Here is a 1108-nt window from a genome sequence, read left to right as displayed (position 1 = left end):
ATGGTGCGGCGGGCGGCCGCGGGCGGGCGGTGGTCCAGCAGCCCGCCGCGGGTCAACTGACCCACCAGCTGGGCGACCTGCGCGGGGGGAACGGCGGGTGCGGCCTCACGCAGCAGCGCGGGCAGGTCGCGGGTGCCGTCCAGCAGCGGAGCCAGGGCGGCCATGTGCGGACCGCGGACCGCGACCACGCCGTGCTCGGACATCAGGTAGACGGCGTCGCCGGGGATCACCTCCGGGCGCAGGTGCGACTTGAAGCCGATCAGAGGTGCCGGCCCCCTCCCCCCGCGGTCCGTCATATCGCCAGCGCCCCGCTTCCGGTGACGGCGGCGCGTGCGTCGAGGCAGGTGTCCAGCGCCTGCGGCTCGTGGTCCTTGATGCTCAGGCAGAAGGCGGCGGGCTCGTGGTCGCGGATGCTCAGGCAGAAGGCGGTGGGTTCGTGGTCCTTGATGCTCAGACAGAAGCCGGTGGCCGGGGGCTGGTCCGGCAGGGTCTCGAAGAGGTCGATCACGACCTCCAGGTCCTCACCGGCCGGCAGGGCGGGCAGTGCTTCGCCGGGGGCGGCGGTGATGCCGGCCTCGGCCAGTACCTCGGACGGGTTCGCCTGGTAGCGACTCCTCAGATCGGGTTCGGTCCATGAGCGCACGATCAGTTCGGCGAAACGCCAGTCCTGGTCGATCGACATGCTCGTGCCTCCGTTACTCCGGCCGTTCTCGGGCCGCGATGGGGTGCATGCTGGAGCCGGGCTCAGGCAAGGAGTAAACGAGACTTGAGCGATCCTTGACCAGTGCCTCGCTCATCGCTGTGACATGAAGAAGTCACGATCATTCGATGAGTCGAAAATCGCCCTGGACGGGGGATTGTCGAGTAGTCCTCCAGGAGCCCACGAGGTGGCTCTCCCAGCGTGACCGCAGCCATCGACCTGGCCGGCCGACGGCACTGCGGGGTACGGCCCCGTAGCGCTCGGGTGAATCGGAGGGGACCTATGACCGCTGTGGAGCGGGTCGAGGAGTTGCTGGAGCTGCGCGAGCAGGTTCGGCGCGGTCCGGATGAGAGGGCGACCGAGGCGCAGCACGCCAAGGGGAAGTTGACGGCGCGCGAGCGGATCGAT

General features: G+C 69.6%; 1 protein-coding gene and 1 pseudogene. Both read right to left on the bottom strand.

What is annotated here, in order from left to right:
* Window positions 1-296 (bottom strand): annotated as a pseudogene (locus tag ABD323_RS41455) (TOMM precursor leader peptide-binding protein); the annotation flags it as partial.
* A complete protein-coding gene (locus ABD323_RS41450) occupies window positions 293-682 on the bottom strand; it encodes a hypothetical protein (RefSeq protein WP_344447259.1) in 390 nt (129 codons plus the stop codon). The gene ABD323_RS41450 and the pseudogene ABD323_RS41455, both read right to left, overlap by 4 nt.
* Between the last annotated feature and the right edge of the window lie 426 nt (window positions 683-1108).

It is taken from the genome of Kitasatospora nipponensis (assembly GCF_039528135.1).
Taxonomy (GTDB): Bacteria; Actinomycetota; Actinomycetes; order Streptomycetales; family Streptomycetaceae; genus Kitasatospora; species Kitasatospora nipponensis.
Note: the sequence above shows the minus strand (reverse complement) of the source record. Positions and strands in the feature narration are given on the sequence as shown.

Excerpts from the sequence above, each read along its gene's own strand:
- ABD323_RS41450 (WP_344447259.1), bottom strand. The coding sequence starts at position 682 with ATGTCGATCGACCAGGACTGGCGTTTCGCCGAACTGATCGTGCGCTCA.